Origin of the sequence: Bacteroides congonensis (genome assembly GCF_900130125.1) — a bacterium.
In the GTDB taxonomy this organism is placed as follows: Bacteria; Bacteroidota; Bacteroidia; order Bacteroidales; family Bacteroidaceae; genus Bacteroides; species Bacteroides congonensis.
Window position 1 is genome coordinate 430,683 of sequence record NZ_FQXY01000009.1, and the last position, 17,821, is coordinate 448,503.

General features: G+C 41.4%; 15 protein-coding genes. 4 read left to right on the plus strand and 11 right to left on the minus strand.

What is annotated here, in order from left to right; all coding sequences use genetic code 11:
• Window positions 1-76 precede the first annotated feature (76 nt).
• From BQ7997_RS08310 to BQ7997_RS08320, 3 genes are read right to left on the minus strand one after another with little or no spacing between them, the layout of a single operon-like run.
• Complete coding sequence (locus BQ7997_RS08310) at window positions 77-358, minus strand: hypothetical protein (protein ID WP_022137472.1); 282 nt, start codon at window positions 356-358, stop codon at window positions 77-79.
• Window positions 355-1,149, minus strand: a complete 795-nt coding sequence (locus tag BQ7997_RS08315; protein WP_022137473.1) for an ABC transporter permease — start codon at window positions 1,147-1,149, stop codon at window positions 355-357. Before BQ7997_RS08315 ends, BQ7997_RS08310 begins: the two co-directional genes overlap by 4 nt.
• A gap of 33 nt (window positions 1,150-1,182) precedes the next feature.
• Window positions 1,183-1,803 carry an ABC transporter ATP-binding protein gene (locus tag BQ7997_RS08320; RefSeq protein ID WP_022137474.1) on the minus strand — a complete coding sequence of 207 codons (621 nt, stop codon included), beginning with the start codon at window positions 1,801-1,803 and terminating at the stop codon, window positions 1,183-1,185.
• A gap of 86 nt (window positions 1,804-1,889) precedes the next feature.
• Here BQ7997_RS08320 and BQ7997_RS08325 point away from each other — a divergent pair, with 86 nt between their 5' ends.
• Genes BQ7997_RS08325 through BQ7997_RS08335 form a run of 3 tightly spaced genes read left to right on the plus strand, consistent with a single transcriptional unit; the run spans window position 1,890 to window position 4,542 of the window.
• Complete coding sequence (locus tag BQ7997_RS08325) at window positions 1,890-2,432, plus strand: ferredoxin domain-containing protein (protein WP_073345398.1); 543 nt, start codon at window positions 1,890-1,892, stop codon at window positions 2,430-2,432.
• 59 nt (window positions 2,433-2,491) lie between these two features.
• Window positions 2,492-3,607, plus strand: coding sequence for an agmatine deiminase family protein (locus BQ7997_RS08330; RefSeq protein WP_073345400.1), 1,116 nt, complete (start codon window positions 2,492-2,494; stop codon window positions 3,605-3,607).
• 50 nt (window positions 3,608-3,657) lie between these two features.
• Complete coding sequence (locus BQ7997_RS08335) at window positions 3,658-4,542, plus strand: carbon-nitrogen hydrolase (RefSeq protein WP_073345403.1); 885 nt, start codon at window positions 3,658-3,660, stop codon at window positions 4,540-4,542.
• Between the two features lie 95 nt (window positions 4,543-4,637).
• On the opposite strand, the gene BQ7997_RS08340 is transcribed toward BQ7997_RS08335, so the two are convergent.
• The 3 genes from BQ7997_RS08340 to BQ7997_RS08350 all read right to left on the minus strand — a co-directional run bounded on the left by BQ7997_RS08340 (window position 4,638) and on the right by BQ7997_RS08350 (window position 7,922).
• Entirely contained in the window at window positions 4,638-5,027 is a 390-nt protein-coding gene (locus tag BQ7997_RS08340; RefSeq protein ID WP_073345405.1) for a GtrA family protein, read from the minus strand.
• Window positions 5,024-6,787, minus strand: a complete 1,764-nt coding sequence (gene aspS, locus BQ7997_RS08345; protein ID WP_073345408.1) for an aspartate--tRNA ligase — start codon at window positions 6,785-6,787, stop codon at window positions 5,024-5,026. The genes BQ7997_RS08340 and aspS overlap by 4 nt, the downstream gene beginning before the upstream one ends.
• Before the next feature lie 109 nt (window positions 6,788-6,896).
• On the minus strand, window positions 6,897-7,922 hold the full coding sequence (locus BQ7997_RS08350) for a diacylglycerol/lipid kinase family protein (RefSeq protein WP_073345410.1): 1,026 nt from the start codon (window positions 7,920-7,922) through the stop codon (window positions 6,897-6,899).
• Between the two features lie 219 nt (window positions 7,923-8,141).
• On the opposite strand from BQ7997_RS08350, the gene spt reads away from it, so the two are divergent.
• Window positions 8,142-9,326, plus strand: a complete 1,185-nt coding sequence (gene spt, locus BQ7997_RS08355) for a serine palmitoyltransferase (RefSeq protein ID WP_022137481.1) — start codon at window positions 8,142-8,144, stop codon at window positions 9,324-9,326.
• Window positions 9,327-9,403: 77 nt separating this feature from the next.
• Here the strand turns inward: spt and BQ7997_RS08360 are convergent, their stop codons facing one another.
• The 5 genes from BQ7997_RS08360 to BQ7997_RS08380 all read right to left on the minus strand — a co-directional run bounded on the left by BQ7997_RS08360 (window position 9,404) and on the right by BQ7997_RS08380 (window position 17,803).
• Window positions 9,404-9,772: a hypothetical protein gene (locus BQ7997_RS08360; RefSeq protein ID WP_073346468.1), complete on the minus strand. Its 369-nt coding sequence runs from the start codon at window positions 9,770-9,772 to the stop codon at window positions 9,404-9,406.
• Between the two features lie 125 nt (window positions 9,773-9,897).
• Window positions 9,898-12,309 carry an ABC transporter permease gene (locus BQ7997_RS08365; protein ID WP_073346471.1) on the minus strand — a complete coding sequence of 804 codons (2,412 nt, stop codon included), beginning with the start codon at window positions 12,307-12,309 and terminating at the stop codon, window positions 9,898-9,900.
• 27 nt (window positions 12,310-12,336) lie between these two features.
• Window positions 12,337-14,658, minus strand: a complete 2,322-nt coding sequence (locus BQ7997_RS08370) for an ABC transporter permease (RefSeq protein ID WP_073345413.1) — start codon at window positions 14,656-14,658, stop codon at window positions 12,337-12,339.
• A 34-nt stretch (window positions 14,659-14,692) separates the two neighbouring features.
• The gene (locus tag BQ7997_RS08375) at window positions 14,693-15,394 is read right to left on the minus strand and encodes an ABC transporter ATP-binding protein (RefSeq protein ID WP_285819499.1); all 702 of its coding nucleotides are present in this window, start codon (window positions 15,392-15,394) and stop codon (window positions 14,693-14,695) included.
• A 12-nt stretch (window positions 15,395-15,406) separates the two neighbouring features.
• Window positions 15,407-17,803 carry an ABC transporter permease gene (locus BQ7997_RS08380; RefSeq protein ID WP_073345416.1) on the minus strand — a complete coding sequence of 799 codons (2,397 nt, stop codon included), beginning with the start codon at window positions 17,801-17,803 and terminating at the stop codon, window positions 15,407-15,409.
• Window positions 17,804-17,821: the final 18 nt, after the last annotated feature.

The window sequence follows — 17,821 nt, forward strand, 5'->3', positions numbered from 1 at the left end:
CACAGCATGCTGTCACGCTCTAATCACTCATCAATCAATCATTTAAGCATAAAGATGTGACAGATGACAGCAAGTTTTATTTCTTTTTTATATAGAGAGAGGTTTTATTCTTCAAGGCATACCTTTCATCGACTACTTTGTCTGTAGGGAAAAAAGTAAAAATCAATCTCCATTCTTCTTCCCGATAGATGAATTTTCGACCATTTGCACCGTGAAGAATTGCGTTATACTTTTCCTGCAAGAAAGTTTCAATATGCTTGGGCACTTCGCTGCCCATAGCCGCAAATTCCACCGTAATAAAGAAACAGGGAATAGAAATTTCAGCTACCTGATGGAATATCCGGTCAACAACAGTCATTTCTTCGGTTCTTTGGTTACTTCCAACAGTTTTCCGTATGCATCAAAAGAACGTCGTGATGCCAGCGAGATAGTAATCATCAGCGATAACATGGATGCCGTGAATGTGATTACCATTATCATCATCTGATACTTGATGGCAACGTTCGGACTACTCCCACCCAAAATCTGCCCAATCATCGTGCCTGGAAGGGCAACCAAGCCCATGACCGCGATATTTGCAATCAAGGGACTGAAAGACTTAATAATGGCTTGCCGGATAAATGGCGCCTGGGCTTCCTGCCTTGTAGCTCCATTGCCTAATAAATATCTGTATAATTGCTGTTCACGTTTCAATCCGCTATAATAGGTATTCAAGGCAATCACATTGCTGGAAAGCATATTACCCATCAGAATCCCGAATATAGGAATAAAATATTGAGCACTGAAAATGTTATCCAGTTGAAGAACGACTCCGATAAAATATAAACCTACCAATACAACGCTGCAAAGAAATCCCACAGTAATCGGAATCAGGAGAATGCTACGTTTCAGTTGGGTACGTACCAATGCGGTCTGTCCGGCTACGAATATCATGATAATCACCCAAAGAAAATTAATCCAGGGATTATTCCACAGAAATAGATATTTCAGGTACATACCGATGAAAAATAATTGGATTATCATTCGTAACGTACCAATCACGGCAGGTTTCAGCAGTCCCGTCTTAAATTTCCATAGATAAAAGAACGGAATAGCAAGCAGAAGCAAGCCTATAAAAAGATTATAATATGATATGTCAATCGTTCCCACAATGTATATTCTTATAATTCTATCTGATTCGTGTTATAATTCTATTACATAATGACATCCCTGTGCAAAGTCCTTGTCATGAGACACTGCCAGCACAGCCGCCCCTTTTTCTGCCTGTCTCCGGAAAAAGGACAGTACTTTGTCAGTTGATCCGGCATCCAAGGCAGAAGTCGGTTCATCTATGATAATCAGAGGTTTGTTGAGCATGGCAGCTACGGCCAGTGTTATTCGTTGACGTTGGCCGCCCGATACTTCGTTCACTCTCTTTGCATATAATTCATGCTCCAGCCCCAATTCGTCAAAGCAAGCATAAAGCCTTTCCTCCGAGAATGGAATAGAACGATTCACTTTCAGCTCAAAAGGAAGGGCAACCATTTCTCTCACCCATTCAAACGGCAAGGCCAGTTCCTGCGGAATCCATGCTATCTGCCGGCGGACGCTATCAATGGTCGATATGTCGAGCAGTGTCTCTCCTACTTGAATGGAGCCTTCTTTCAGCGGAACAAAGCCCATTACCGCATTCAGCAACGAAGTCTTTCCACAGCCGGACTGCCCTACGATACAGGCTGTTTCTCCCCGTTCCAGTTTCAGGTTAAAACCGGAGAAAAGCACTTCTGTTCCAAAAGCAATACAGGCATTATTGATATGTAACATGACGTTTTGAATTCTTTCTTTCCGGCAAAGGTACTATTTTCTTGAAAAACGTTATCTTTGCCTGACTAATTAATTCAAGAAAAGTTATGATACTGAACGAAAGAGACGCTCGTCATGAGCATATATTGCAGGTAGCACGTCAAATGATGACTGCCGCACGCACTGCTCCCAAGGGAAAAGGGATAGACATTATTGAAGTTGCTTTGATTACTAATGAAGAAATCAAGCAATTGTCGGACACTATGATAGCGATGGTGGAAGAGCATGGAATGAAGTTTTTTCTGCGTGATGCCGACAACATCTTAAGTGCCGAATGTGTTATATTAATAGGAACGCGCGAACAGGCGCAAGGATTGAATTGCGGCCATTGCGGATTTGCGACTTGTGCAGAACGCACAGAAGGTGTTCCTTGTGCACTGAACAGCATCGACGTTGGCATCGCAATAGGTTCAGCCTGTGCCACGGCAGCCGATTTGCGTGTAGACACACGCGTGATGTTCTCTGCCGGATTGGCGGCCCAACGCCTGAACTGGCTGAAAGACTGCAAAATGGTAATGGCGATTCCGGTCAGCGCATCTTCCAAGAATCCGTTCTTCGACCGGAAGCCGAAGCAGGAAAATAAAGATTAATACCGGTTGCCGGTGGATGAATAAACCGATTATATAAATAACTAAATAACATAAGTCTGATGGGAATTATGGTTGGACTGCCTAGTCCTAGTGGCTCGGAGAAAGATTTGCAATTGAACTTCGGTAAGAATATGACCGTACAAGTAGAAATGAGAGCCCCTCATTTGCCCGCCGAGTGGCATATGCAAAGCGGTATACAACTGACGTGGCCGCATGCCGGTACAGACTGGGCATATATGCTGGAAGAGGTACAAGAATGCTTCATCAGGATAGCCAAAGAGATAGCGGAACGCGAGTTACTATTAATTGTCACTCCCGAGCCTGAAGAAGTAAAGAAACAGATAAGTGCTGTTGTCAACATGGATAACGTCCGCTTCCTGAAATGCGCGACCAATGATACATGGGCACGCGATCACGGGGCTATCACCATGATAGATACCGGTAATCCCTCGCTACTTGATTTTACCTTCAACGGCTGGGGATTGAAATTTGCCGCCGAACTTGATAACCAAATCACTAAACAAGCCGTAGAAGCCGGAGCCTTGAAAGGACAGTACATAGACTGCCTGGACTTTGTTCTTGAAGGCGGCTCCATAGAAAGTGACGGAATGGGCACCTTGCTTACCACTTCCGAATGCCTGCTTTCTCCCCAACGGAACGGAAAACTGAACCAAGTAGAGATAGAAGAATATCTGAAATCAACCTTCCATCTGCAAAAGGTGCTTTGGTTGGATCATGGTTATCTCGCAGGGGATGATACAGATAGCCATATTGACACTTTAGCACGTTTTTGCTCTACTGACACCATTGCATATGTGAAGTGTACGGACGAAGCAGAAGAACATTACGAAGCACTGCTTGCCATGGAAGAACAACTGAAAACATTCCGCACATTGGCAGGAGAACCTTACCGGCTTTTGGCTTTACCCATGACAGATAAGATAGAAGAAGACGGCGAACGTCTGCCTGCCACATACGCCAATTTCTTAATTCTGAATGAGGCTGTCCTTTACCCGACTTATAACCAGCCGGAGAATGACAGGAAAGCCGGAGAAGTATTGCAGCAAGCTTTTCCAAAGCATCAAATCATCGGAATAGATTGTCGTGCCTTAATCAAACAGCATGGTTCTCTGCACTGCGTTACCATGCAATATCCGATGGGAGTTCTAAAATAATTTGGTAGATTAAAATAGAATATACAAGTAGATTAAAATAAAAATTCATCATGAGAAAGATAAAAGTCGGACTTATCCAGCAATCCAACACTTCTGATATTCGGGTAAACCTGATGAACCTGGCCAAAAGCATTGAAGCATGTGCCGCACATGGCGCACAACTGATTGTGCTTCAAGAGTTGCACAACTCGCTTTATTTCTGCCAGACAGAAAATACAAACCTCTTCGATCTTGCCGAACCTATCCCCGGCCCTTCCACCGGATTCTATTCTGAACTGGCGGCAGCCAATAAAGTAGTTCTCGTGACTTCTCTTTTTGAGAAACGCGCACCGGGGCTTTATCATAATACTGCTGTTGTCTTCGACCGTGACGGGAGTATTGCCGGTAAATACCGGAAGATGCATATTCCTGATGATCCCGCTTATTATGAGAAGTTCTATTTTACTCCCGGAGATATAGGCTTCGAGCCTATTCAGACCTCTTTAGGAAAACTGGGCGTATTGGTATGCTGGGATCAATGGTATCCGGAAGCTGCCCGCTTAATGGCATTAAAAGGTGCGGAACTATTAATCTACCCCACTGCCATCGGTTGGGAAAGCAGCGACACGGATGATGAGAAAGCACGCCAACTCAATGCCTGGATTATCTCACAACGTGCCCATGCTGTCGCAAACGGACTTCCAGTTATCTCAGTCAACCGTGTAGGACACGAACCTGACCCGTCAGGACAAACCAACGGTATTTTATTCTGGGGAAATAGTTTCGTAGCAGGGCCACAAGGAGAATTTCTGGCACAGGCCGGAAACCACCGACCGGAAAATATAGTAGTGGAGATTGATATGGAACGCTCGGAAAATGTACGCCGTTGGTGGCCGTTCCTGCGCGACCGTCGTATTGACGAGTATGAAGGACTGACTAAACGCTTTTTAGATTAGACAAGAAAGCACGCGGATATAAACAACAGAAAGGGCACAGAGTAAACTATAAATTTAAACTCTGTGCCCTTTCTATATACTTTATATATTCTTTCTTATTGAAATGTCAGTTTCTTATTAGCCAGGAAATTGGCACCTCCATAGATAAATAGACCCAGGAATTGCGCCAAATATTCATTGACATCCAATCCTTCCACTAATAAAATAAGAAATAAGAATTGTGCTGTATATGCCAATCCGAAAGCAGAACAAAAGAGCAGTATCTGTTTCCAGAGACTGTTCTTTCTATTTTCTACAGGGAATATCCAATATTTGCACCAGATAAAGTTATGAATCTGAGCTATCAGGTACGCTGTTATATTAGCCACCATATAGTCACCGTCGAATGATATTTCTCTCATCATCAACCATACAACCAACGCCATGATTATGGCATTCATTGTACCGATTACTATAAAACGGAATATGCGTACAGATTCTTTCACTCGCCTTCTTTGATATCAACAATCAAATTCAATTCATCAAGCTGAGTCTGATCAATTGTAGATGGCGCATCCAGCATCACGTCACGACCGGAGTTGTTCTTCGGGAATGCGATACAGTCACGGATAGAATCCAAACCGGCAAACAAAGATACCCAACGGTCAAGCCCGTATGCCAACCCACCGTGAGGTGGCGCACCATACTTAAATGCATTCATCAGGAAGCCGAACTGTGCCTCTGCCTTTTCAGGAGTAAATCCTAAAATCTCGAACATCTTCGCCTGCAACTGTGCATCGTGGATACGGATAGAACCGCCACCTACTTCGACACCGTTGACTACCATATCATAAGCGTCGGCACGTACCGCTGCGGGATTGGTATCCAACAATGGAATATCTTCATCTTTCGGATGTGTGAACGGATGATGCATAGCCATCAGACGACCTTCTTCTTCGCTCCATTCAAACATCGGGAAGTCGATGACCCAAAGGCAAACGAACTTATTCTTGTCACGCAAACCTAGTTGAGAACCCATTTCCAAACGGAGTTCACAAAGCTGCTTACGTGTTTTCATCACATCGTCACCAGACAAAATAAGAATCAAGTCACCCGGTTTAGCACCAAATACTTCCTTCATTTGCTGAAGAACTTCTTGTGTATAGAATTTATCTACACTTGATTTTACTGTACCGTCTGCTTCCACACGGGCATAGACCATGCCTTTGGCGCCAATCTGAGGTTTCTTCACGAACTCGGTCAATGCATCTAGTTGCTTACGGGTATAAGTTGCAGCACCTTCTGCGCAAATACCACCGATATAAGCAGCATTATCAAATACAGAGAATCCGTGTCCTTTCATGATATCCATCAATTCCACAAACTTCATATCGAAACGCAAGTCCGGTTTGTCGCTACCATAATATTTCATGGCATCAGCCCAAGCCATACGCTGGAACGGTTCGGTCAGTTCTACACCGCGAAGAGTCTTGAACAGATGTTTAGCCATCCCTTCGAAGGTGGTGATAATATCTTCCTGTTCTACGAAACTCATTTCACAGTCAATCTGTGTAAATTCCGGCTGACGGTCGGCACGCAAGTCCTCGTCACGGAAGCATTTAGCTATTTGGAAATAACGGTCGAAACCGGAAACCATCAATAGTTGCTTCAATGTTTGCGGGGATTGCGGGAGTGCATAGAACTGTCCCGGATTCATACGTGACGGAACGACAAAGTCACGTGCACCTTCCGGAGTGGAACCAATCAGAACCGGTGTCTCCACTTCGATAAAACCAAGACTATCGAGATATTTGCGCACTTCGATTGTCATTTTGTGACGTAGTTCCAGATTAGAACGAACAGCGTTGCGACGCAAGTCCAGATAGCGGTATTTCATACGAATATCGTCACCACCATCTGTATTGTCTTCAATGGTGAACGGCGGAGTCATGGCAGTGTTCAGTACATTCAGTTCGGAAACAATGATTTCAATGTCTCCGGTAGGAATGTTAGCGTTCTTACTGAAACGTTCGCTCACTGTTCCTGTGATTTGAATGACAAACTCACGTCCCAATTTATTGGCGCGTTCACAAAGTTCTGCATTGATTTCTTCGTTAAAGACTAATTGAGTAATTCCGTAACGGTCGCGAAGGTCGATGAAGGTCATCCCTCCCATTTTACGACTGCGCTGTACCCAACCGGACAGCGTTACTTGCTTATTTGCATCAGAGATTCTCAGTTCTCCACATGTGTGTGTTCTGAACATATATTTTCTTATTTAAACGATTATCACTCGCGTTTTCATTTTGGCTGAACCAAAACTCCGCAAAAATACGCAATAATTTGTAATTCGTGATTAGTTATCCGTAATTTTATCAGACTTTCTTTGTCAGCTTTTTCAATATTTTCTTGTTTTTGTCTGTAATATTGTCAACGATGGCTTCATTCATCAATTTGATGCCGTTCATATATTCCTGTGCTCTTTGAAGCACGTTGGCGGCATCTTTTTCCGCTGCACGCGGAACGACTACACGCAATCCCTGCTGAATTAATTCAATATTTACATCAGCGTCTGTCTCCATGGGGTCGCCATCAAAATGAACCACTCCCGGAGTAGTCCGTCGAATACACAACTGCTTGCACCGGAAAGTCTTGATACGGCTATTCTGGTCAATCGTCTTATTAAATAACTGGAAAGCAAGGGAAGGTACGTCCAAGACGGTGAACGGTTCTAATATGGTGACGTCCAGCAAACCGTCCGTTAATGTGGCTTGCGGGGCGATATAGGCATTATTCCCATATTGTGACGCATTTCCGCAGGCAATAAGAAAAGCCTTATACTTGGACACTCCGTTTTCAGTCTCCAGTTCGTAGGTTTCCGGCTGATATTTAAGACTTTCCTGAAGCGTCTTTTCCAAATAGGTCAGCAAGCCGCGCTTGCCGGCATGCGCAAACTTCAGACTAACAAAAGCGTCAAATCCCACTCCGCAGGTGCAGAAGAAGTCTGTTCCGTTAATCTTACCATAATCTATTATATCCGTGCAACCCTCATTAAGCACTTCCAATGCTTTTTTCGGTTCCATAGGTATATGCAGATGCCGCGCCAGCCCATTGCCCGACCCGCAAGGGATAATCCCCAAAGCGGTATCAGTATGTACCAGCGAACGAGCTATTTCGTTGATTGTCCCGTCTCCACCGATAGCTACCACCACGTCCGTTTTTTCTTCCGCAGCTTTGGCAGCTATCTCTACTGCATGACCGGCTCTCTCCGTATATACTACTTCCCAAGAGTTTTTCGTCTTGTCTATTTTCTCATCCAGCAAGCTAAGAATCAATTCCTTACTTTGTGTTCCTGAAATAGGATTGACGACGAATTTTATTTTTCTCATACTTTCGTTCATGCTATTCTTGTCGATTGTAGACGACAAAAGTAATATAAATATCTTAAATTTTAATCTATTAGAGGTTTCTAATCTCAAGCGAGCAACTTTTTTCTCTTAAAAAGAACATATGAAAGCAAAATTTGTTATCTTTGCCCCCTGTTTTAAACACTTGTTAAGATAAAAGGATATTAGACCGTCAGCGAACGGTCTGAGTATGAGTATTATAAATTATAATTCATGGGATTATTACAAGAGAAGTTAGCAAAGTACGACCTGCCACAAAAGTTTATGGCACAGGGCGTTTACCCATATTTCCGTGAGATAGAAGGAAAACAGGGTACAGAGGTAGAGATGGGCGGACACGAAGTGTTGATGTTCGGTTCCAATGCATACACTGGCCTTACAGGAGATGAAAGAGTTATTGAAGCTGGCATTCAAGCCATGCATAAATATGGTTCCGGATGCGCAGGGTCGCGTTTCTTGAATGGTACGCTTGACCTGCATGTCCAACTGGAAAAAGAACTGGCAGCTTTCGTCGGTAAAGATGAAGCTCTCTGTTTTTCTACCGGTTTTACTGTGAATTCCGGTGTTATTCCTGCTTTGACAGACCGCAATGATTATATCATCTGTGATGACCGTGACCATGCATCTATCGTAGACGGCCGTCGTCTTTCTTTCTCCCAGCAATTGAAATACAAGCACAACGATATGGCTGATTTGGAGAAGCAACTTCAAAAGTGCAATCCGAGTTCAGTAAAACTAATCATAGTAGACGGTGTGTTCTCTATGGAAGGTGACTTGGCAAATCTGCCTGAAATCGTACGCTTGAAACATAAATACAATGCTACTATCATGGTAGATGAAGCTCATGGTTTGGGCGTATTCGGAAAGCAAGGACGTGGAGTTTGCGACCATTTCGGTCTGACTCACGAAGTTGACTTGATTATGGGTACTTTCAGCAAATCACTGGCTTCTATCGGCGGTTTTATTGCTGCTGACTCTTCAATCATCAACTGGCTGCGTCACAATGCACGTACTTATATATTCAGCGCATCCAATACTCCGGCTGCTACTGCATCTGCTTTGGAAGCTCTCCATATTATCCAGAACGAACCGGAAAGACTTGAAGCTCTGTGGGAAGCTACCAACTATGCATTGAAACGTTTCCGCGAAGCAGGTTTTGAGATTGGTGCAACAGAGTCACCTATCATTCCTCTTTATGTGCGTGATACGGAAAAGACTTTCATGGTTACGAAACTGGCTTTCGACGAAGGTGTATTCATCAATCCGGTTATTCCGCCGGCATGTGCTCCACAAGATACATTGGTACGTGTGGCATTGATGGCTACTCATACAAAAGAACAGATTGACCGTGCTGTAGAAAAGTTGGTGAAGGCATTCAAGACTTTGGATATTTTATAATCAGTATTGATAACCCTATAAAAAAGCTACTTTCCTATATTGAATTGGGAAAGTAGCTTTTTTATTTATTAGATTAATTATTTATTCCGGATTTTCTTTCCTATCACAACTACCTTTTGGGCGGTCGGTATAGTACTCGAACCGGGTTCTTCCTCTTCTTCTATATAATTCACTCTCACCGTATCCCCCAACTCAAAACCTGTGACATCGTTCGGTTCCTGATCCATTGTACTGATAAAAAGCGTATCTCCTTTTGAGGTAATTAGCGCGAAGTGATTCGTTGAAGCATCTCCTACAACTCCGGTTATTGTTTTCTCTTCTTCTGTTGGAGCTATTATTAAAGTATCCTCTCCCACTTCCTTCTCGATAGCCTGTTTTCCTTTCGATTGACACGCATTAAGACCAATCCAAACTGCAAACAATAAAAACACCTTTATTCTATTCATATACATTCTCTTATTTGAAATAAACTTGGAATTATGCAAAGATACTGTTTTTTCAAATGTCTTTTGATGTAAAATCTGTGAAATCATTCCATTTATTCCAATAGCCACTCCACCTTATGCAAGGCTCATTCATTCTTCATTATCAGTGCAGGGTTAATTCGGACAGCCTTACAAACCTGCCATAACAATGTTCCTAAAGAAATTACTAAGGTAAGAATAAAGCCTGCTATAAAAAGCTCTATTCCTATCGGAGCTTTCACTGCAAAATCCTTCGTATAATCCTGAATGATATAGTAGGCTAAAGGAATAGCAACCGCAAATGCCGCTCCTAAAATATAGAGATACTTGCGTACCAACAATAAAGCTATCTGTTTGCCAGTAGCGCCGTTTACCTTACGTAATGCGATCTCCCGGTATCGCTGACGAATGTCATACAGGGACAGCCCCAACAAACCAAGACAAGATACACAGATAGCCAATCCGGCAAAAGTGACATAAATGCGAGTCGTCCTCTTATCATCATTATATAACTTTTTAACCTCATCTTCTACAAACTGGTAATCAAACTCTCCTTGTCCCAACACTTCATCGTGCAAGTCTTTCAGGAAATTAACAGCTTCTTTACGCTTTCCCTCCGCAATCGTTGCCAACAGAGGGTCTGTCGGATTATCACTCTCATTATATAAAATTGCCAGCGGTGCATCTCCCTTGGACAAATGTCCGGTACGAAAATCCTCTATCACTCCTACCACCTGAAAGGGAGGGTTCTTCCCCTCATCCACTCCCATGCTCCACCATAAACGCGAGTTCGTTTGTAACAACACCTCATCTATATTTTTTATTCGGAAAAGTTTTTTGGCAGTTTCATTAATAATCATTTTATACTGAGCAAACTGATCCTTATCATTCCACTCTCTTCCTTCCTTAAGCTTCAACCCGAACATATCCATGTATTTCTTGTCGGCAAACATAAGAGCCACTTTATGCTTTTCTCCATTGTCCGCTTCCACATCTACTTGGGGTTCCAAACGAATCGGCATTTTACCATAATTCCATGAAACGAACAAAGGACAGGCATCCATTTTCTGTCTGATAACTTGTTCTTTATAACGTTTTGAATCACATTCCTTCTGCCACTCTTCATCGCTAAAGTACCTCCTATTTTGTGTATCATGCGATAAAAACTGGCAGGATATAATATTCTTCACCTGATAACCAAGATCTGCATGAAGCATAGTATATAACTGACGTACAAAAAACAATGAAACCACTATCAAACAGAAAGTGATGATATATTGAACAAATAGAAAAACAGCACGGGATACAATCGAATATCCTCCGACACTAACCGAGCGTAAAGAGGTAATCGGAGAAGAATAGTTATATCTCAAAAAAGGATATACAGAAGTAATAAACGGCAATCCGAACAATAGAATGAAAGACAATGAGATGTCGAATTTCAGATCCGGTTTCACTGGAATGGAATATACAGACGCAAACACGCCTGCCGTAACTTCAATTAGCGTCCAAATAAGCAACATCGAAACGGCAACCATACACACATTTTCCATGTATATCTGTGAGAATATCTGAATACCACTAGCACCATACACTTTTTTAACTCCAAACTCACGCGCCCGTTTCAAGATAATAACCGTATAGATATTGATAAAATTGAAGATTCCTACCAACAATAACATACATGCCACGATAGATAAGACTGTGATATGCTCTTTATTTCCCCTCAAGAAAAAACTGGATTCCGAACTTACCACTTTATCAAAATATAACTCTTTCAAAGGCAAGAGCCTGAATTGTATAGGTGAATGACCAAAACAAATCAATGACTGCGGTTTTGATATTTTCTCATTAAAACTCTTTAGTTCAGTCCCTTTAGCCAAGCGTGCTATACAGAATCCCATCCGAGTCCAATCCATATACTTTCCCTGATTCACAGGAGTTATCAAGTCAAATTGCAATGAAGACTTGGTATCTGGTTCATCTACAACTCCCCGTATGGTAAGCGTATAACCTGCCGAAGAGACAAACTGCCTTCCGAGTGGCTCCTCATCTCCCCAAAGATGTTTGGCATACTGTCGGGTAATGATTGCATCATCCGGACGTTGAATAGTCTTAATGCCCGATATGACCGGATAGTCCATTAATTGCAGAAACAAACTGTCTGTCACTAGGACATTGACTCGATAGCGATGTTCGTCGTATATGATATAATCATCTTTATAAGAAATACAATACGAATACCCCTCTACCTCGGGATTCTTCATCGGGTCAATAAAATTGGGATCATTATTCCTGTCTGTATTGTCAATAATGGAAATGCCACCATTACTTCTTTGAGCCGTCAATATATATAATTGATCCAAGTTCTTACAGAAATGGTCAACTGTTAATTCCTGATGAATATAGCGCACTATGATTAACGTTGCCGCTACACTCACCGCCAATCCAATAATATTGATTATCGTATAAATCCTGAAACGAAATAATGCTTTAATTGATGATAGTTGATTTTTCATATCCATCTTATATGTTATACGAATCTATTACTCACTTTTAATCACTTCTGCCGGATTTTGAATGGCTGCTTTCCAAACTCTCCATACAATGCTTGAGAAAATAACAAGAAGCATTCCTGCAAATATTCCTATATATATCCACAAGTTTACCGGAGTCTGTTTTACATAGTTTTCAAGCCAACGTTTCATAATGACATATCCTAATGGAAAAGCAATGCATGATGCCATAACAAGTAATAGCAAGTATTCTTTAAAGAATAAGTTCAGAATCAGCCTTGCGCTGGCACCATTTACTTTACGGATGGCTATTTCTTTACGACGTTGCTGACAGGATAAAGTTACTAACGAAAATATACCGAATACTGCAATTATTATACAAATAGCGGAAACTACACTTAACAGCTTACACAATGTTCTCTCTGATTTCATATAAGCGTCATAAACTTCTTCCATATTAGACAACATCAATTCTGCATTCGGATTAACTTTATTCACTTCTGCTTTTATCTTTTCAGAAACAATGTCCCAAGTTCCTTCCTTCACTTTGAAAATAATACCTCCTCTGTCTCTACTATCCGGTAAATGAAACATGGCAGGAGCTACCGGATGTATTGGAGCGTTATATGAAATATTTTTAATGACACCTTTCACTATATATTGCTTTCCTAATTTACCTATTTTCTTTCCTATCGGTTGTGTCCATCCTAAAGCTTTCACAGCAGCCTCATTTATAACAACCATATCTTTTCCATCCTTTTCATCCAACATATTTCCGTCCAATACCTCAACTCCAAAGAAATCGGCATACTCCTGATTAATCGTTTCATCTTCCAGTTCAATATATTGTTCACTATCAGTATTTTTTCCGTCCCATTCTTTTAATCTATATGTTGAATAGTACATCTTGGGAATAGGTGTATGAAAACCATTCAAACATTCTGCTATTTCAGGTATCTGATTCACTACTTCTTTGAAAGGGATATTTTCAGAGCAATAAACTACTGCCCCCACATTATGCCGCTCTATTCCAAGCTCCCTAGTATTCAATAGAAAATGAAGTTGCATCATCATTACCAAAGTACAAAACACAAAGCCCAAGCTGATAAATAGCTGAAAAAAAATACTGATTTTATAAAACCATCCTGAGAGATGTGTATTTGACTTCTTGCTTATATTATTAAGTAGAGTTCGTCTACTGATATATTGTATAAGCAGAGATGCAAAACCAACTGTCACGGCAACCAATGATAAGATATAAACAAATACTTCGATATAAAAGAATGAAGTGCTTTCATCAATTTGTGACAAACGTTTGAAAGTGGGCAAAATTAACTCTATCAACACCAAACCTACTCCTGAAGATAGAAGCAGTATTAAGACTAGTTCTATGAGAAGTAGGGTAAGTAAACCTCTATTTGATGAACCATTAACCTTTCTCAACGCTAACTCACGTCTACGCATCCGGATACGAGTCACCAACATTGTTAAATAATTGCATATTCCACAAATGATGACCAAACCACTAATACAAGCAAAAAGACGAATATGATCCAACTTCACATTTACATCTTCTCTTGAATGAGTACTCCGCAGTGTCGATAATAGGGCAATAGGCGTAGAGATTGGATATTTATGGCCTTCTTGTTGCACTTCATGTTCTGATAATCTTTGTTGTAATGCTTTCATATCACAGTTGGGATAAGTGCGAAAAAGCGTTTGACATCGTTGGCGTCCCCAATTAGGGCTTGCATCATAAAATGGTAACAATATATCAAAAGAAAACAAAGAATGCCCTTCCCATGACTTTACAATTGCGACAATTGTTTTTTCTTCATTATTTTCTTCGAAAATCAAGTGTTTACCTATCGGAGATTCTTTTCCAAATATTCGTTCTGCCGCATTTTCAGTTATAGCAATTTCATCCTTTTTTAGCTGTAAATGATTATCCCCGTCCAATACCTTAATATTGAACATTGAAATGAAACTTGAATCTACTTCTATCCGCCGTACCGAAAACTCGGTATCCTCATTCTTAATCTTTTTTTCATCCCAATCGTAATAGATACAACATACTTTCTCTACCTCAGGACAGTTCTTTGCCAAATAATCAGCTAAAAAGCTAGATGAATTATAGTTAAATCCGTCTCCATAAAGACGAAAGCTACTGCCTGCCAAATAAATACGATCGGCCCCCTCATGAAAATCGTCATAAGTCATTTCATAACGAATCCACAAAGCAGATAGCGCAAAACAAGTAAATCCGACAGCCAGTCCGATGATACTGACAAGACTTTGTGTCTTATACTTCATCAGATTGCGAAAGGCTACTTTAAGATAGTGTTTTATCATGATACCTCATTTATAGTTGCTTGATGCAACGTACTTACATGCTTACTTCCGTTACCACCTGACCGTCAAACAAGTTGATGATGCGATTGGCATAGCCGGCGTCATGCTGCGAATGGGTTACCATGACAATTGTTGTCCCCTCTCTATTCAGTTCACTCAACAACCCCATGACTTCCTTACCATTTTTGGAGTCCAAATTACCAGTCGGTTCATCGGCAAGAATCAGTTTAGGATTGGCAACTACTGCACGGGCAATAGCAACACGTTGTTGCTGACCTCCGGAAAGTTGTTGAGGAAAATGCTTGCTACGATGAGTAATAGCCATTCTCTCCATAGCTGTCTCAACCCTCTTTTTCCGTTCGGATGCCGAGATTCCCATATAAAGTAAAGGCAGTTCAATGTTTTCATACACGTTCAGTTCATCTATCAGATTGAAACTCTGAAATACAAAACCAATGACTCCTTTACGGAGATTTGTACGCTGCGATTCCGTATATTTCGAAACTTCCGTACCATTCAGATAATACTCCCCTCCCGTCGGGTTATCCAAAAGCCCTAAAATATTAAGCAATGTGGATTTTCCACAACCGGAAGGCCCCATAATGGCTACAAACTCACCTTGCTTCACCTCGATGCTGACATTATTCAGCGCCCAAGTTTCCACTTCTTCTGTCTTGAAAATCTTCTGTAAGTTTACTGTCTTAATCATAATCGTAAATTTATATTGTTCGTAAATTATATCATTCTTTTATTCATTCTTGATAGACTCCACCGGATTGATTCTTGCAATCTTCATGATACGAAACCAGATAGTCAATGCCGTTACCATGGCAACAGACAGAAAAATTCCTGTCCAAAACCAGCATCCGCAGTTAAAGAATACTGTATATATTTGTTTCCACCACTGCAACACCATGTACACCAACGGAAAAGATATAATAGCAGTAACCACCAACAAAGCTATATACAAACGGGCAAATAACCAGATTATATGCCTGATTCCGGCTCCATTTACCTTACGGACAGCAACCTCTTTCTGCCTGCGTTCGGTGTCGAGAGTAATGCTGGAATATACACCCAACAATGTAATAATGATACTGACCATTGCGAAAAACAAAATAATATCTTTCAGGATATATTCCATAGCCTGCATCTCATAAAGGTCATCCTGAAATGTGCGTACCTGACAAGGAATATTTTCCGGCAACATCTCCTGACGGATTCTTTCAATCCACTTCACTACTTCCCTTTGTTGTTCCGGATAACATTTCACATAACAATGTCCTACATATACGGATGGATCATAGAGTATAAAAGCGTAACCGCCGCTATGATTATGAACATCGGTCTGAAAAGGGGCACAAACTCCGCATACGGTATAATCATTGTTCTGGTCATAGAAATTCATCCCGATCACATTCTTCTTTTGCTTGTTCTGCCATACCTCATCCATGACAAGATCCTGTTTTGTCAGGATAGTCCTACCTTCCTTTACCGGAATATTCATAAAAGTAAAAAAGTTCAGCGGCACACACATAATATCAATATCAGTCCAGGAATTATCATTCCCTTTTTCGGTCATCAGCAGATTGCCGGACACTCCCTGCGTATAAGCGATATCTGACAACAGAATATCCTTCACCCCTGCATGTTGTTTGAAACGTTCTACCATGTCCAGCTTTTCTTCGTTTTTCATGAACGAATAATCTAGCGGGATACTCAGAATTGCCTCTTTCTCTTTCTGGCTTAATGTATGGAACAGTGTTTTGGTTGTTGTTTCCGATTGCAAGAATAACGCAACGGTGAATGATACAAATATCCAGCAGATAAAGAACTGAATACCTAACATAAAGTTACGTCCCCATTGTTTTCCGCGACGCTTGTTGCCCCCATGCATTCCGTCCTGTATTGAAATCCTGCGGATACGGACAGATACAAACATACAGATGACAGCACAAAGCAGAATGAGAAAAATGATATATTGCAAAGCGTGTTTCAAAAGGACGGCAGGAGGAAAAGTCATCGTAATACCCGACAGGGAAAAATCCATCCTGTCGCCAATCAACTCTATTCCCCATACAACCAGAAAGGAAGAAGCAACTATGACAATCAGTGACTGTACAAACAGCAGACAGAATTGTTGACTCCAATTACATCCGGCCATTTTCATAATACTGTATTCCTTAGTGCGATTGAGAAAAGAACCGATAAGAAAATGGAAGAAATTGACAAGTCCGACCAGCAGTATTAATGTACCGACTATTCCGGTCGCCCACCCCAGGACAAAAGCGCCTTTTTTTTGACTCCGGTCGCCAATGTAATTCGCTACAACCGAATATGCCTGATTATACATGGTATAAGTATAATCGCGCTTCGAGAATTGTTGTTCCAGCGCGGCTATATCCGCATGAGGGGAAAGCAGGACATACGTTAAGGCTCCTGTCATGTCATGACGCTTCGGGCTTTGAAAAAGTCCTTCGCTATCATTTAACACCATAGCATCAGTATGTGTCATAAAGCTGAAACCATTGTTCAACGGAATATCCTCCATTACTACCTGGACAGTGTACACAATACCTCCTGTTTTCGGAGTACTTTCGGGCGAAGTATGGAGTCGTCTCATCAACGTCAGATGCTTGCCGATAGCAGTTTCAATCTTACCGAATATCTTTATGGCGGTAGATTCACTCAAAATGACAGCATTAGGCGTCCGGCTGGCCGTCTCCCAATTTCCCGCCAGTATCCGGGGAGTGAATACCTTATTATATAACGTATCTATTTCTATCGTCTCAAGTTCATAAGGCAGTGATTTCTCTTCTGAAATCCCGGCAAGAAAAGAACGTTCACGGGAATATGCCATACAGGAGATTGCTTCCACCTCTCCCATCGCCCATGTACGGAGTTCTTCGGACAAAGCCACCTGCGTGCCGGAAAAATAAGTATCGGTCTGGTAATCATAAAGACTCAGTTCTGCAATGCGGGTGTAATTACTGAAACAATGGTTGGTCGTTTCAACAAAACGGCTGCAATACATACATATGCAAAAACATAGCAATCCTACCGCAAGACCGATGATAGAGATTATATTTTGTGTCTTGTATTTCAACAGGTTTCTGAATGCAACTTTCAAATAATGTTTTATCATAATGTTTTTACTGTTAAC

Excerpts from the sequence above, each read along its gene's own strand:
- BQ7997_RS08365 (WP_073346471.1), bottom strand. The coding sequence starts at position 12,309 with ATGAAAAATCAACTATCATCAATTAAAGCATTATTTCGTTTCAGGATT.
- BQ7997_RS08335 (WP_073345403.1), top strand. The coding sequence starts at position 3,658 with ATGAGAAAGATAAAAGTCGGACTTATCCAGCAATCCAACACTTCTGAT.
- BQ7997_RS08370 (WP_073345413.1), bottom strand. The coding sequence starts at position 14,658 with ATGATAAAACACTATCTTAAAGTAGCCTTTCGCAATCTGATGAAGTAT.
- BQ7997_RS08380 (WP_073345416.1), bottom strand. The coding sequence starts at position 17,803 with ATGATAAAACATTATTTGAAAGTTGCATTCAGAAACCTGTTGAAATAC.
- spt (WP_022137481.1), top strand. The coding sequence starts at position 8,142 with ATGGGATTATTACAAGAGAAGTTAGCAAAGTACGACCTGCCACAAAAG.
- BQ7997_RS08360 (WP_073346468.1), bottom strand. The coding sequence starts at position 9,772 with ATGAATAGAATAAAGGTGTTTTTATTGTTTGCAGTTTGGATTGGTCTT.
- BQ7997_RS08320 (WP_022137474.1), bottom strand. The coding sequence starts at position 1,803 with ATGTTACATATCAATAATGCCTGTATTGCTTTTGGAACAGAAGTGCTT.
- BQ7997_RS08350 (WP_073345410.1), bottom strand. The coding sequence starts at position 7,922 with ATGAACGAAAGTATGAGAAAAATAAAATTCGTCGTCAATCCTATTTCA.
- BQ7997_RS08330 (WP_073345400.1), top strand. The coding sequence starts at position 2,492 with ATGGGAATTATGGTTGGACTGCCTAGTCCTAGTGGCTCGGAGAAAGAT.
- BQ7997_RS08325 (WP_073345398.1), top strand. The coding sequence starts at position 1,890 with ATGATACTGAACGAAAGAGACGCTCGTCATGAGCATATATTGCAGGTA.
- aspS (WP_073345408.1), bottom strand. The coding sequence starts at position 6,787 with ATGTTCAGAACACACACATGTGGAGAACTGAGAATCTCTGATGCAAAT.
- BQ7997_RS08310 (WP_022137472.1), bottom strand. The coding sequence starts at position 358 with ATGACTGTTGTTGACCGGATATTCCATCAGGTAGCTGAAATTTCTATT.